This window comes from Escherichia sp. XD33 (assembly GCF_019375075.1).
Lineage (GTDB): Bacteria > Pseudomonadota > Gammaproteobacteria > Enterobacterales > Enterobacteriaceae > Enterobacter > Enterobacter flexneri_A.
Window position 1 is genome coordinate 22,426 of the sequence record NZ_JAENDM010000012.1, and the last position, 14,195, is coordinate 36,620.

Annotated in this window: 9 protein-coding genes; 5 read left to right on the forward strand and 4 right to left on the reverse strand. The window is 43.9% G+C overall.

What is annotated here, in order from left to right; translation table 11 throughout:
* Positions 1–17 precede the first annotated feature (17 nt).
* From oxc to yfdE, 3 genes are all read left to right on the forward strand, one after another.
* Positions 18–1,712 (forward strand): oxalyl-CoA decarboxylase, encoded by a 1,695-nt coding sequence (gene oxc, locus K0778_RS09425; protein ID WP_001283499.1) that lies wholly within the window; start codon positions 18–20, stop codon positions 1,710–1,712.
* Between the two features lie 69 nt (positions 1,713–1,781).
* Positions 1,782–2,726, forward strand: coding sequence for a transporter YfdV (yfdV, locus tag K0778_RS09430; RefSeq protein WP_000955025.1), 945 nt, complete (start codon positions 1,782–1,784; stop codon positions 2,724–2,726).
* Between the two features lie 73 nt (positions 2,727–2,799).
* A complete protein-coding gene (yfdE, locus tag K0778_RS09435; protein ID WP_001296867.1) occupies positions 2,800–3,945 on the forward strand; it encodes a CoA:oxalate CoA-transferase in 1,146 nt (381 codons plus the stop codon).
* Positions 3,946–4,000: 55 nt separating this feature from the next.
* Here yfdE and evgS read toward each other — a convergent pair whose 3' ends face one another.
* Both evgS and evgA read right to left on the reverse strand, forming a co-directional pair.
* On the reverse strand, positions 4,001–7,594 hold the full coding sequence (gene evgS, locus K0778_RS09440; protein ID WP_001355656.1) for an acid-sensing system histidine kinase EvgS: 3,594 nt from the start codon (positions 7,592–7,594) through the stop codon (positions 4,001–4,003).
* A gap of 4 nt (positions 7,595–7,598) precedes the next feature.
* Positions 7,599–8,213 carry an acid-sensing system DNA-binding response regulator EvgA gene (evgA, locus tag K0778_RS09445; RefSeq protein ID WP_000991370.1) on the reverse strand — a complete coding sequence of 205 codons (615 nt, stop codon included), beginning with the start codon at positions 8,211–8,213 and terminating at the stop codon, positions 7,599–7,601.
* 415 nt (positions 8,214–8,628) lie between these two features.
* Between evgA and emrK the strand changes: the two genes are divergently transcribed.
* Entirely contained in the window at positions 8,629–9,792 is a 1,164-nt protein-coding gene (gene emrK, locus K0778_RS09450; RefSeq protein WP_000435167.1) for a multidrug efflux MFS transporter periplasmic adaptor subunit EmrK, read from the forward strand.
* Complete coding sequence (gene emrY, locus K0778_RS09455; RefSeq protein ID WP_001018731.1) at positions 9,792–11,330, forward strand: multidrug efflux MFS transporter permease subunit EmrY; 1,539 nt, start codon at positions 9,792–9,794, stop codon at positions 11,328–11,330. Before emrK ends, emrY begins: the two co-directional genes overlap by 1 nt.
* Before the next feature lie 107 nt (positions 11,331–11,437).
* Here emrY and dsdA read toward each other — a convergent pair whose 3' ends face one another.
* Positions 11,438–12,766 carry a D-serine ammonia-lyase gene (gene dsdA / locus K0778_RS09460; RefSeq protein WP_063084755.1) on the reverse strand — a complete coding sequence of 443 codons (1,329 nt, stop codon included), beginning with the start codon at positions 12,764–12,766 and terminating at the stop codon, positions 11,438–11,440.
* 17 nt (positions 12,767–12,783) lie between these two features.
* Positions 12,784–14,121, reverse strand: coding sequence for a D-serine transporter DsdX (gene dsdX, locus K0778_RS09465; RefSeq protein ID WP_000556048.1), 1,338 nt, complete (start codon positions 14,119–14,121; stop codon positions 12,784–12,786).
* Between the last annotated feature and the right edge of the window lie 74 nt (positions 14,122–14,195).

Consider the following 14,195-nt stretch of genomic DNA (forward strand, 5'->3'; position numbering starts at 1 on the left):
TTTCGAGGTTATTAATCATGTCAGATCAACTTCAAATGACAGATGGTATGCATATCATCGTTGAAGCATTAAAACAGAATAATATTGACACTATTTATGGTGTTGTAGGTATTCCTGTGACGGATATGGCACGCCATGCCCAGGCGGAAGGCATTCGTTATATTGGTTTTCGTCATGAGCAGTCGGCAGGCTATGCCGCTGCGGCAAGCGGTTTTCTTACCCAAAAACCGGGGATCTGCCTGACAGTTTCTGCGCCAGGATTCCTCAATGGTTTGACCGCATTGGCCAACGCAACGGTAAATGGTTTTCCGATGATCATGATTAGCGGCTCCAGCGACCGCGCGATCGTCGACCTACAGCAAGGTGATTATGAAGAGCTGGACCAAATGAATGCGGCAAAACCGTATGCCAAAGCAGCATTTCGCGTTAATCAGCCGCAGGATCTTGGCATTGCATTGGCACGCGCTATCCGGGTCTCTGTATCGGGTCGCCCTGGCGGAGTTTATCTTGATTTGCCAGCAAATGTCCTGGCCGCGACGATGGAAAAAGACGAAGCGTTAACCACGATTGTTAAAGTTGAAAATCCGTCGCCAGCATTATTGCCATGCCCGAAGTCAGTCACTAGCGCAATTTCGCTTTTAGCAAAAGCTGAACGGCCATTAATTATCCTTGGCAAAGGCGCGGCGTATTCACAAGCTGATGAACAGCTTCGTGAATTTATTGAAAGTACTCAGATTCCATTCCTGCCAATGTCTATGGCGAAAGGGATCCTTGAAGATACGCATCCACTTTCTGCGGCAGCTGCGCGTTCGTTTGCCCTGGCAAATGCTGACGTTGTCATGCTTGTTGGTGCACGACTGAATTGGTTATTGGCACACGGTAAAAAAGGATGGGCGGCAGATACACAGTTTATTCAACTGGATATTGAACCGCAGGAAATTGACAGCAACCGCCCCATTGCTGTGCCAGTCGTTGGTGATATTGCATCCAGTATGCAAGGTATGCTGGCAGAACTGAAACAAAACACATTTACGACTCCACTGGTATGGCGCGATATTTTAAATATCCACAAGCAGCAAAATGCACAAAAAATGCATGAAAAATTAAGTACAGATACTCAACCATTAAATTACTTTAATGCATTAAGTGCTGTGCGCGACGTATTGCGCGAGAACCAGGATATTTATTTAGTTAATGAAGGTGCAAATACCCTGGATAATGCACGAAATATTATTGATATGTATAAACCACGTCGTCGTCTGGATTGTGGTACCTGGGGTGTCATGGGCATCGGTATGGGCTATGCCATCGGTGCTAGCGTGACTTCTGGTTCTCCGGTTGTCGCCATTGAAGGTGATAGTGCTTTTGGTTTCAGTGGGATGGAAATTGAAACGATTTGTCGATATAACCTGCCGGTGACGATCGTTATTTTTAATAATGGCGGCATCTACAGAGGAGACGGTGTTGATCTCAGTGGCGCTGGTGCACCATCACCAACGGATCTGTTGCACCATGCAAGGTATGACAAATTAATGGATGCGTTTCGTGGCGTTGGCTATAACGTCACCACGACAGATGAACTTCGTCATGCTTTAACCACCGGTATTCAGTCGCGCAAACCGACCATTATTAATGTGGTCATCGACCCTGCAGCAGGAACTGAAAGTGGCCATATTACCAAACTTAACCCAAAACAAGTCGCTGGTAATTAAATACTGACATCGTCTCCTCTTGCCAACTCATTATGCGATGGTGAAGGGACCCTTATCGGAAATACTATTATGCTAACATTTTTTATTGGCGATTTATTGCCTATTATCGTAATCATGCTGTTGGGTTATTTTAGCGGCAGACGAGAAACATTTTCAGAAGATCAAGCTCGGGCATTTAATAAACTGGTATTAAACTACGCGCTTCCTGCGGCTCTATTTGTATCTATTACTCGGGCAAACAGGGAAATGATTTTTGCGGACACTCGTCTGACCCTTGTATCACTTGTGGTTATTGTCGGATGTTTCTTTTTCTCCTGGTTCGGTTGCTACAAATTTTTTAAACGTACCCATGCAGAAGCAGCTGTATGTGCATTAATTGCAGGTTCACCTACCATTGGATTCCTGGGGTTTGCAGTTCTCGATCCTATTTATGGTGATTCCGTATCAACAGGTTTAGTGGTAGCAATTATTTCTATTATTGTTAACGCAATTACTATTCCTATTGGTCTGTATTTGCTGAATCCTTCTTCAGGAGCGGATGGTAAGAAGAATAGTAATCTGAGCGCATTAATTTCTGCGGCAAAGGAGCCAGTAGTATGGGCACCTGTTCTGGCAACGATCCTGGTGTTGGTTGGGGTAAAAATTCCGGCAGCATGGGACCCAACCTTTAATCTGATTGCGAAGGCTAACTCAGGGGTAGCGGTATTCGCTGCGGGGTTGACTCTGGCTGCACATAAATTCGAGTTCAGTGCCGAAATTGCTTATAACACCTTCCTGAAGCTGATTCTGATGCCACTGGCACTGCTTTTCGTTGGTATGGCATGTCATTTGAACAGCGAACATCTGCAGATGATGGTACTGGCAGGCGCATTACCGCCGGCATTCTCCGGAATCATTATTGCCAGCCGGTTTAATGTCTACACCCGTACTGGTACAGCGTCATTGGCTGTGAGCGTACTGGGCTTTGTCGTCACGGCTCCCTTGTGGATTTATGTCAGTCGACTGGTTTCATAATTAATCATGTTATTGATTTTACATAAATGCCGAAGTGTCTTTTCACCTTCGGCTTTTTTCAAGGCATAAGCAAATGACAAATAATGAAAGCAAAGGCCCGTTTGAAGGCTTATTAGTTATCGATATGACACATGTCCTTAATGGACCTTTCGGAACTCAACTTCTTTGTAATATGGGCGCAAGGGTAATTAAAGTTGAGCCGCCGGGTCATGGTGATGATACCCGCACATTTGGTCCCTATGTGGATGGACAGTCACTCTATTACAGTTTTATTAATCATGGCAAAGAGAGTGTGGTTCTTGATTTAAAGAATGATCACGATAAAAGTATATTTATAAATATGCTCAAACAAGCTGATGTATTAGCTGAGAATTTTCGCCCAGGTACAATGGAAAAACTGGGGTTTTCATGGGAAACGCTTCAAGAAATCAACCCGCGCCTCATATATGCTTCATCGTCAGGTTTCGGACATACCGGTCCGCTAAAAGATGCTCCTGCCTACGATACCATCATTCAGGCAATGAGCGGGATAATGATGGAAACAGGATATCCTGATGCTCCGCCAGTGCGCGTTGGTACATCTCTTGCGGATCTATGCGGCGGTGTCTATTTATTCAGCGGAATAGTGAGTGCACTTTATGGCCGCGAAAAGAGCCAGAGAGGGGCGCATGTCGATATAGCGATGTTTGATGCCACGCTGAGTTTTTTGGAGCATGGTCTGATGGCATATATCGCAACTGGGAAGTCACCACAACGTCTGGGAAATCGCCATCCCTACATGGCACCTTTTGATGTTTTCAATACTCAGGATAAGCCGATTACGATTTGTTGTGGTAATGACAAGCTTTTTTCTGCGTTATGCCAGGCACTGGAGCTTACGGAACTGGTTAATGATCCCCGATTTAGCAGCAATATTTTACGCGTACAAAACCAGGCTATTCTTAAACAATATATTGAGCGGACGTTAAAAACGCAGGCAGCTGAAGTTTGGTTAGCCAGAATACATGAAGTTGGTGTACCCGTCGCGCCGTTATTAAGTGTGGCTGAGGCCATTAAATTGCCACAAACTCAGGCGAGAAATATGTTGATTGAAGCCGGGGGAATAATGATGCCGGGTAATCCGATAAAAATCAGCGGCTGCGCGGACCCGCATGTTATGCCGGGAGCGGCAACGCTCGACCAGCATGGGGAACAAATTCGCCAGGAGTTCTCATCATAAATGTAAGATGTGCTGGTAAATAGCTCCCACATTTGAACATTGTGGGAGCCGCTATTTAGTCATTTTTCTGACAGAAAACAGCAATCTCCTGGTCCAGCTCTGCAATGTGTTCTTTTACAGAGTTCAGCAACTGAAGAATTTCAGGCTTACTGTCATCTGAAACAGGTGTTATTTCTAACTGATGGCTAATATTAATCAACTTTTGCAAATTCAGGATGTTAGCCGCACCGTGGATGCGATGAATACACTGATGGAAAGTTCTGTTATCGCCAGCTTCTAGTGCTTGAAACGCAGCGGGTAGATCTTTATGCGTTTCATGCTGGAAAGTCATGAGAATCTCCTGCATCAGTTGTAGATCGTTCGCCGTATTATTTTTCAGGGCTTCGATATCAAGGTGGCGATACTGAGGTGCAATATGCGCAACTTGGTGTAACTGACTTAAATGTGTTTTCAGTACATCCAGGGTCAACGGTTTGAACAAACATAAGTTCATGCCGCAACTTAACCCTTTTTCACGTTCGTTAGCCTGTGCGTTGGCTGTAAGCCCCCAGATGGGTAAGGAAGAATTTTGCTCACGGAGTTTGCGAGTCAACTCAAAACCATCCATATTCGGCATATTAACGTCAGTAATAAGCAGATCATAATGTTGCATACTGACTTTGTGTAGCGCTTGCACACCATCAGTGGCTTCATCAACATCATATCCTAATAGATTTAGCTGGCGTTTGAGTAATAGCCTGTTGGTCGGATGATCATCCGCGATTAATATGCTCAACTTTTCAGGTAGTGTGATGGGTTGTTCTGCTTTTGCCTCGACAGTCGCCACTTGCTGGCTAATTTCTACCGGGATTGTGATCGTAAATGTTGTTCCTATGCCTGGATGACTTTCTAATGACAAATCGCCCTGCATATTTTTAATTAATTCTTTGCAGATCATTAAGCCTAAACCAGAACCTGTTTGCTGACGACCTGCACTTGTTTGGCTGTAGCGTTTAAACAGTTGTTGTTGTTCTTCCTGCGATAATCCACTTCCAGAATCCATAATCGTCATTTTGATAACAGCGTGGTTGTCATCAATGTGACCCAGGGAGGTCGTAATTTTTACTGCCCCCTCGGTGGTAAATTTGAGAGCATTACTCAGTAAATTTGATAAGACCTGCTTAAACGCCTGAGGGTCGATCTTAACCAGGTAATGTTCAGGAAACGTACTGCTGCAACTTAATGCGATCGATTTGCTTGCAGCAATCGCACCGAAAGAGTGACAAGTGTTCTGGACTAAAGTAGGGATATCGACCCATTGTGGTTGAAGTTGATAGTTACCCGATTCAATTTTGTCGACATCAAGGATTTCACCAATTAAGCCGAGGAGTGATTGTCCGGTGGCGTAGGCAAGTGAAATCGCCTCCACCCGTTGCTCCTTGCTAAGACCAGAACCCGACAGAAGTTCCAGGAAGCCCATAATAGAGCTTATTGGTGTTCTTATTTCGTGACTCATCGTTGCCAGAAACTGACTTTTTGCTACGGTAGCCTTTATCGCTTTATTTTTTTCTACCTCGAGTGCATTAATTAGATCACGCGTTTCAGTAATATCTTGCCAACCACAAATATATACTGCATTGTCACTTGCAGGAAGATTGCATAATGTATGCCAGTGATTAATGCATCTTTTCTCGATGCCATTATCAATTTCAAATACCTGTGTGTATATTGTTCGATTTTCTTTCGTTTCTGCTGTGACTTCATGCGCATTAGAAAAAACATCTTTAAAGGGTGAGTCACTGTTTTCTAATGGTAACATTGCATTTTTGTAGTAATCCGCAGTGAAATAATGTTCAAAAGCACTATTATGACTAATGACATTACCTTGCCAGTTTACAACATAAGTTGGATTCGGTAAGGAATCCGAGAGTGCTTTTCGGAATGATATTTGGTTTTCTAAATCACCCTGAATGACTTTACGACGACGAACTGAGCGTAACAGGTAGAATCCCCATAAAAGGCTACTGCCAACTAATAAAACGGATAATGTCGTAACAATATAAAATTGCTCGCTATATAGGTCCCATGTGTCAATGGTCACATTGGGCATTTTAATCCATTTTTCCGTCAGGCGCAGAACTTCGCTTGGGGGAATTGCATTCAGTGCTTTATTAATAATATCCTTAAGTTCCGGTTCTCCGCGAGGAAAAGCGAACGAAAGCGATGCATTCGGAACGCCAGGAATAAGAAAATGATAAAGTTCATTAGGATAGTAATGATCGATCATGTAACGCGAATTTAACTGTGTCGCGACCAGAGCATCAAGTTCACCTTCCTTAACCTTGTGAAATGCAGCGCTGGCATTATCGACCTGTATCCATTCAACCTCCGGATACATCTCTTTTAATTGCGAATGCAGCTCATAATAATATGGAATGGCAACTTTCATTCCTTTTTTTAATGTTTGTTCACTGTCAGGCGCTTTTTGCATGACAAAAACGTAAGGCGTTGTTATGAAGGCTTCAGCAAATAAAACATTATTTTCTCGATCTTCACTATAAATAGCGCCAGGTATTATATCCCATCCTCCGGGGCTAAGCTGTGTTCCAGCATGGATATTGTGTGAAACGGTGATCGGAGAAAAATTTAAACCTGTTTGCAAGGTAATAATATTAAGAATGTCCCCCATAACGCCCCGAACCGAGCCATTTTCATCCGTCATAGAATAGGGGGGCGAGTAAGGATTTTCCAGCACCTTTAAATTGGGATGCTGCTTAATCCACTGTTTTTCATGTTCAGTGAGTTCTAATGGTTTGTTCAGAAAGGCCAGGTTTCCTGTATCAAGCCAATTTTGTGATACTTCATAGCGAACTTCATTTGTTAAAGCATCAACAAATCTATTGAGTACTTCATTAAGAATGACAGATTCTTTTCTGGTCAAGAAAAAATTATATTGACGCGGCGAGTTATAATATTTCACTACATTTAAGGAGTGAGTGAAATAGCGGGAAATCATACTGCTGGTAATGATGTTACTACCAATAAAGTAATCATTGTGCCCAGCTGAGACGGATGCTAATGCCTGATATAAATTTGTAAAAGAGATAATTGTTGCTTTTGGAAATGATTGATGAATTACCTCGTCTGGGGGGTAATTTGCTACCCGAGCAATATTTACTGGTTTTGGTGAGGTAAGCGGTCGCATTGAGTCGTGAAGGGTGGTTACCAGCGCCGGAAAGGTAATTATCAATGGTTTGGTTGCAGCAATGTCATCATTAAGAGGCGGCGAAGCAACTAAATGTGATAACACTATATCGACTTCACCTTCTTCCAGCGCGTCCATTGCTTTTTGATGATCGGCGTATTCCCGGAGTGTTAATTTGATATTTAACGCTCTTTTTAAAAGATTTAAATAATCAGCATTAATACCACGAACCCGTTGCTGCGAATCGGTATGCAACAAGGTAGCCGTTTGGGACTTGTGTACTGCAATCACAAGATTTTTTTTGCTCGCTAACCAACGTAATTCCTTGTTGCTCAGACGTAGTGGATCAAGTGTGACACGGTTGTTACTACTGATGCCACGATATTCGATGTAATCTTCGTCTGCGAAACTCATGGTCGACCAAAGAGCACAACAGAGAAGAAAAATATAGGGTAAAAACTTCATGTGGTTAGCCGATTTTGTTACGTTGTGCGAATGTGTAAAGATCCATCAGTGATTTACATTCTAATTTTTCCATCAGGCGACTTTTATAAGTGCTGACAGTTTTGTTGCTGATGAACATTTTTTCAGCAATGTCATTATTATCCTTGCCATCAAGAATATACCGCATGACACTAATTTCTTGTTTCGATAAGGAGTCGAGTTTTTGCTGGTCGGACGTTAAACTTCCAACAAACCGGTTGAGAGAGAAGGGGAAATAGCAGTAGCCATTTTTTGCAGCTTCAATAGCCGCAATGATATTGTTCATGCCTTCTTTTTTACTCACGAAACCATTAGCGCCAGCATCAGCACAATGTTTCCCGTAAAAATGGTCATTTTTAGCGGAGACGATAATAATAATTCCGCTATATTGGCGCTTCCTCAGCGTTTCTAACACCTGGATACCGTTAACTCCGGGGATATCGACATCAATGATGACGATATCAGGCTTAAGTGTTTCCACCCGCTGAACGGCACTTCCGCCTTCAGTCAACTCTGCTAAGATTTCAATATCGTTTTTGATCAATAAATTACGAATTGCTGCGATAGCAAGAGGATGGTCATCAATAATTATTGCGTTCATAGATTATTCCCTTTGCAATGAAGCATCTCCCTTCTCCCTGTAGTAATACAGACATAAGGCGTCATCTCATTTTCTCAATAAAAATAAGAAAATCTGAGCTTCCTTTAAGATAATCCGACAAGTATACCATATAAATAGTCGGCATAAATGAAATGTCAACAATAAAATCAGGGATTGTACCGATGATTTATAGTTTCAAGTTGGCACTATAAGTCTTCTTACTAATCCTACAGGCGTAAGAATTGTATTGCAAAAGCCACGGTTTAGTCCTCTGTTGTTTTTTTTGCACCTCATTTAAATTAGGCCTCCAACGTTCCTGGGATAATGTGCAACACATGCACTGTGTTTGATATGAAGAATGAATGCTCTTTTCATTCAATTCATAAATTTCATCTATGAGAAATGAGAGATAATAGTGGAACAGATTAATTCAAATAAAAAACATTCTAACAGAAGAAAATACTTTTCTTTATTGGCGGTAGTTTTATTTATTGCGTTTTCAGGTGCCTATGCCTATTGGTCAATGGAATTAGAAGACATGATTAGTACAGATGACGCCTATGTCACGGGGAATGCAGATCCAATTTCTGCACAAGTCTCAGGTAGTGTCACTGTCGTTAATCATAAAGATACGAACTACGTTCGACAAGGTGACATTTTAGTTTCACTGGATAAAACTGATGCCACTATCGCACTCAATAAAGCTAAAAATAATCTGGCAAATATTGTTCGGCAAACGAATAAACTATACTTACAGGATAAACAATACAGTGCCGAAGTCGCTTCAGCACGTATTCAGTATCAACAATCTTTAGAAGATTATAACCGTCGAGTGCCGTTAGCGAAGCAGGGGGTTATTTCAAAAGAAACGCTGGAGCATACCAAAGATACGTTAATAAGTAGCAAAGCGGCATTGAATGCCGCTATCCAGGCTTATAAAGCGAATAAAGCTTTAGTAATGAACACACCATTAAACCGTCAGCCACAAGTCGTTGAAGCGGCGGATGCAACTAAAGAAGCCTGGTTGGCGCTTAAACGTACGGATATTAAGAGTCCGGTTACCGGCTATATTGCCCAGAGAAGTGTTCAGGTCGGCGAAACAGTGAGCCCCGGACAATCGTTAATGGCTGTCGTACCGGCACGTCAAATGTGGGTTAATGCCAACTTTAAAGAAACACAACTCACGGATGTACGGATTGGTCAATCGGTCAATATTATCAGCGATCTTTATGGTGAAAATGTTGTGTTTCATGGTCGGGTGACAGGGATCAATATGGGAACCGGCAATGCGTTCTCCTTATTACCTGCACAAAATGCGACAGGGAACTGGATCAAAATCGTTCAGCGTGTACCGGTTGAAGTTTCTCTTGATCCAAAAGAACTCATGGAACATCCCTTGCGTATTGGTTTATCGATGACAGCAACTATTGATACGAAGAACGAAGACATTGCCGAGATGCCTGAGCTGGCTTCAACCGTGACCTCCATGCCGGCTTATACCAGTAAGGCTTTAGTTATCGATACCAGTCCGATAGAAAAAGAAATTAGCAACATTATTTCGCATAATGGACAACTTTAATGGCAATCACTAAATCAACTCCGGCACCATTAACCGGTGGGACGTTATGGTGCGTCACTATTGCATTGTCATTAGCGACATTTATGCAAATGTTGGATTCCACTATTTCTAACGTCGCAATACCGACAATATCTGGCTTTCTGGGAGCATCAACAGACGAAGGCACCTGGGTTATCACCTCGTTTGGTGTAGCAAATGCCATTGCGATCCCTGTTACTGGCAGGTTGGCACAAAGAATAGGCGAATTAAGATTATTTTTACTTTCAGTAACCTTTTTTTCGCTGTCTTCATTAATGTGTAGCCTATCGACCAATCTTGATGTGCTGATATTTTTTAGAGTCGTTCAGGGGTTAATGGCGGGGCCGTTAATTCCACTGTCACAGAGTTTATTATTAAGGAATTACCCACCAGAAAAAAGGACATTTGCTCTGGCATTATGGTCAATGACCGTGATTATCGCTCCGATATGTGGGCCGATATTGGGCGGCTATATTTGTGATAACTTTAGCTGGGGTTGGATATTTTTAATCAATGTCCCTATGGGGATTGTCGTCCTGACATTATGCTTAACCTTACTTAAAGGAAGAGAAACTGAGACTTCACCGGTCAAAATGAATCTACCAGGACTGACCCTGTTAGTGCTCGGTGTTGGTGGCTTGCAAATTATGCTTGATAAAGGGCGCGATCTGGATTGGTTCAACTCGAGTACGATAATAATATTAACAGTAGTATCAGTTATTTCTCTGATCTCTTTAGTCATTTGGGAGTCGACCTCAGAGAACCCGATTCTTGATCTCAGTTTGTTTAAGTCCCGTAACTTCACCATTGGTATTGTGAGTATCACATGCGCGTATTTATTTTACTCTGGAGCGATCGTCCTTATGCCGCAGTTACTCCAGGAAACGATGGGGTATAATGCGATATGGGCCGGACTTGCTTATGCGCCCATCGGCATCATGCCACTATTAATTTCACCTTTGATAGGACGTTATGGCAACAAAATAGACATGCGGGTGTTGGTGACATTCAGTTTTTTGATGTATGCGGTTTGCTATTACTGGCGTTCTGTGACATTTATGCCAACGATTGATTTTACAGGTATCATTATGCCGCAGTTTTTTCAGGGATTCGCCGTTGCCTGTTTCTTTTTACCCTTAACAACGATTTCGTTTTCAGGCTTGCCAGATAATAAATTTGCCAATGCCTCGAGTATGAGTAATTTTTTTCGTACCTTGTCAGGATCAGTTGGTACGTCGTTGACAATGACGCTGTGGGGACGACGCGAATCGTTACACCATAGTCAGTTGACAGCAACCATCGATCAATTTAACCCCGTGTTTAATTCATCGTCACAAATTATGGATAAATACTATGGTTCGCTTTCAGGAGTTCTTAATGAAATTAATAATGAAATAACCCAGCAGTCACTTTCTATTTCTGCAAATGAGATTTTCCGTATGGCGGCTATTGCTTTTATCTTACTTACGGTTTTGGTTTGGTTTGCGAAACCGCCGTTTACAGCGAAAGGCGTTGGGTGATGATAAAAGGAGGGGGTTATAGCGGGTAAGACCGGGGATCTTAAGTCTGCGCCATCGGCAGCATCGCTCACCCAGGGAAAGGATTGCGATGCTGCGTTGAAACGTTATTAACGGCCTTTTGCCAGATATTGATTCATCTCTTCTTCCGGCACCATTCCACCTCCCGTCGCCCACACCAGATGAGTGGCATTACGCAATTGTTCTGCGCTGAAACCGTGCATCTGTTGGTAACTTACTGATGCACACACGCGCTGAGGTCCGGCCATACCCGCCAGTGCTGAAGGTTCAAGACGAATACCTTCTTCCTGAGCCAGCCAGCCAAGCATGTCATACATGGTTTGATCGCTAAGGGTATAGAAGCCATCCAGCAGACGCTCCATTGCCCGCCCGACAAAGCCTGATGCGCGACCAACTGCAAGGCCATCCGCTGCGGTAAGGTTGTCGATACCAATATCCTGAACAGAAATCTGATCGTGTAATCCTGTATGGACGCCTAACAACATACAAGGGGAGTGCGTTGGTTCGGCAAAAAAGCAGTGAACATGATCGCCAAACGCCAGTTTAAGCCCGAATGCGACGCCACCAGGACCACCGCCAACACCACACGGCAGATAGACAAACAGAGGGTTATCAGCATCGACGATACGGCCTTGCTGGGCAAATTGCGCTTTAAGACCCTGGCCAGCGACGGAATACCCAAGGAACAACGTGCGGGAATTTTCGTCATCAATAAAGAAACAGTTCGGGTCAGACTGCGCTGCTTTACGTCCTTCCTCGACGGCAACACCATAATCTTGCTCATATTCCACGACCGTAACGCCATGGCTGCGCAGTTTCGCTTTTTTCCATGCCCGGGCATCAGCAGACATATGAACTGTCACCTTAAAGCCAATGCGGGCGCTCATAATGCCGATTGATAACCCCAGATTTCCGGTTGAGCCCACAGCAATGCTGTATTGGCTAAAGAACTGTTTAAACTCCGGAGAAAGCAGTTTGCTGTAGTCATCATCAAGCGTCAGCAACCCCGCTTCCAGAGCCAGTTTTTCTGCGTGTGCCAGGACTTCATAAATCCCGCCGCGTGCTTTTATGGAGCCGGAAATGGGCAAATGGCTATCTTTTTTCAGTAACAGTTGCCCGCTGATCGGTTGCTGATATTCTTTTTCCAGCCGTTTTTGCATAGCTGGAATGGCAACCAGTTCTGATTCAATAATCCCCCCAGTGGCAGCAGTTTCAGGAAATGCTTTTGCCAGATAGGGTGCAAAACGGGATAAGCGCGCATGGGCGTCCTGAACATCCTGTTCGGTCAGGCCAACATAAGGTAAACCTTCAGCCAATGAGGTCGTGCCAGGATTAAACCAGGTGGTTTCTTTAAGAGCAACCAGATCCTTTACCAACGGATACTGGGCGATGAGCGAGTTCATTTTAGCGTTTTCCATAGTACGTCTCTTTGCGCTTAGATGATAAATGACAGCAGGAATGTGCCCGCCAGAGCGACGACTGAAGCGATAAATGTCGCTGTCGTATAGTATTTAAATGTTTCATTGAGCGTAGCGCCGCAATATTGCTTCACTAGCCAGAAAAGCGAGTCCGTAACGATCGTGCAGCCAATTGCACCTGAACCGATAGCAATCGCAATAATTTCCGGGCTGATGTCGGGATAAAGCGGCAGCATGGGTGCAACAATTGCCGTTGCCCCCATCATTGCCACGGTAGCGGAGCCCACTGCCGCATGCAGAATAAGAGCCACTAACCAGGCCAGAAGAATCGGGTGCATATGCATATTGGAGAGAATAACTGCCAGCGTATCAGCGAGACTGCTGCTTTTTAAAATGGCGTTGAATGCGCCTCCGGCCCCGATAATCAGCAAAATATTAGCAATAGAACCGAAGCCATTTTCCGTATGTGTGAGCATCGTCCCCATGCTCATATGCTGGCGTATACCCAACACATAATAGGCGACAAACACGGCGATAAACATGGCAGTGATAGGGTTGCCAATAAACTCAACCAAGATATACAAACCACTCTCACGCGCCATATTCAATTCGGCAATCGTTTTAACCAACATCAGCGCAATGGGTAGCAGTATGGTGAATAACGTTGCGCCTAATGACGGTAGTGTTTTTTCATCGCGAACTTTGAGATCTGCAAACTCTGTGGGTACAGGTTTAAAGGGCAGTCGTTGACCCAGAAATTTAAGGAAAAGTGGGCCACCGATCAGTGATGCCATCAGCCCAACCAGCAAACCGTAGACGATCACCGAACCGATATCTGCGCCCAGCTTATTGGCAACATATAAAGCAGCCGGATGTGGAGGAACCACGCAGTGCACTGCCATCAATGCGGTACATAGCGGAATGGCAAGCTTTAATAATGAGGTATTGGTTTTTTTGGCAATTGAAAAAGCCAGAGGAATCAATAGCACGACGCCCACTTCAACAAACAGCGTGATGCCACAAATCAGGCCAACCAGCACCATAATGACATCAACTGAAAGCCAGCGGCAGCGTTGAAGTGTCAGACCAATTCTTTCTGCGGCCCCGGATACTTCCATCATTTTTCCCAGTATCGTGCCAAGGCCGATAACCGCTGCGAGGAACCCCAGCGTTCCGCCAATTCCACTTTCAATAGCATTTACCATATCCAGTGGCCCCATGCCCATCATCGTTCCCACGAAGAAGCTGGCCAGCAACAGCGCCAGAAACGGGTGGAATTTGAACTTCACGATGGTCAGTACAATTAACACGATGCTGATAAGCAGCGTGCTCACAACCCAGATTTGAGAGTGCATATCTCACCTTCCCCTGTGATTAACCTGATGATATTGGACAAAAAAACAACGCAGGCTGACAAACGATAAAATTT

Bases quoted from the DNA above. Each gene is read 5' to 3' on its own strand.
- oxc (WP_001283499.1), top strand. From the start codon at position 18: ATGTCAGATCAACTTCAAATGACAGATGGTATGCATATCATCGTTGAA.
- yfdV (WP_000955025.1), top strand. From the start codon at position 1,782: ATGCTAACATTTTTTATTGGCGATTTATTGCCTATTATCGTAATCATG.
- yfdE (WP_001296867.1), top strand. From the start codon at position 2,800: ATGACAAATAATGAAAGCAAAGGCCCGTTTGAAGGCTTATTAGTTATC.
- evgS (WP_001355656.1), bottom strand. From the start codon at position 7,594: ATGAAGTTTTTACCCTATATTTTTCTTCTCTGTTGTGCTCTTTGGTCG.
- evgA (WP_000991370.1), bottom strand. From the start codon at position 8,213: ATGAACGCAATAATTATTGATGACCATCCTCTTGCTATCGCAGCAATT.
- emrY (WP_001018731.1), top strand. From the start codon at position 9,792: ATGGCAATCACTAAATCAACTCCGGCACCATTAACCGGTGGGACGTTA.
- dsdA (WP_063084755.1), bottom strand. From the start codon at position 12,766: ATGGAAAACGCTAAAATGAACTCGCTCATCGCCCAGTATCCGTTGGTA.
- dsdX (WP_000556048.1), bottom strand. From the start codon at position 14,121: ATGCACTCTCAAATCTGGGTTGTGAGCACGCTGCTTATCAGCATCGTG.